The sequence below is a fragment of the Flavobacterium xizangense genome (assembly GCF_054075145.1).
Genome location: NZ_JBSIPG010000380.1, coordinates 1 through 209 on the forward strand (window position 1 = coordinate 1; position 209 = coordinate 209).

1 protein-coding gene is annotated in these 209 nt (G+C 34.4%); it reads right to left on the reverse strand.

What is annotated here, in order from left to right:
• The coding region (locus tag ACWA1B_RS23870) for a PfkB family carbohydrate kinase (RefSeq protein ID WP_456911187.1) at positions 1-209 on the reverse strand (209 nt) is incomplete at both ends.

Consider the following 209-nt stretch of genomic DNA (forward strand, 5'->3'; position numbering starts at 1 on the left):
AGAAAATAAATACCTAAACGGTCTCCTCCATAAACAATGTTTTTAGATTCGACATTCATTTTTCGGATTTCTTTTAATGCAGAAAAACCAATTTCATTTTCCGGCAATCTTGTAACGAATTCTGCATTCACACCATAATTTGCTAAAGAAACTGCTACATTAAATTCTCCACCTCCGTACGTAGCACCAAATGCTGTAGATTGCGAAAA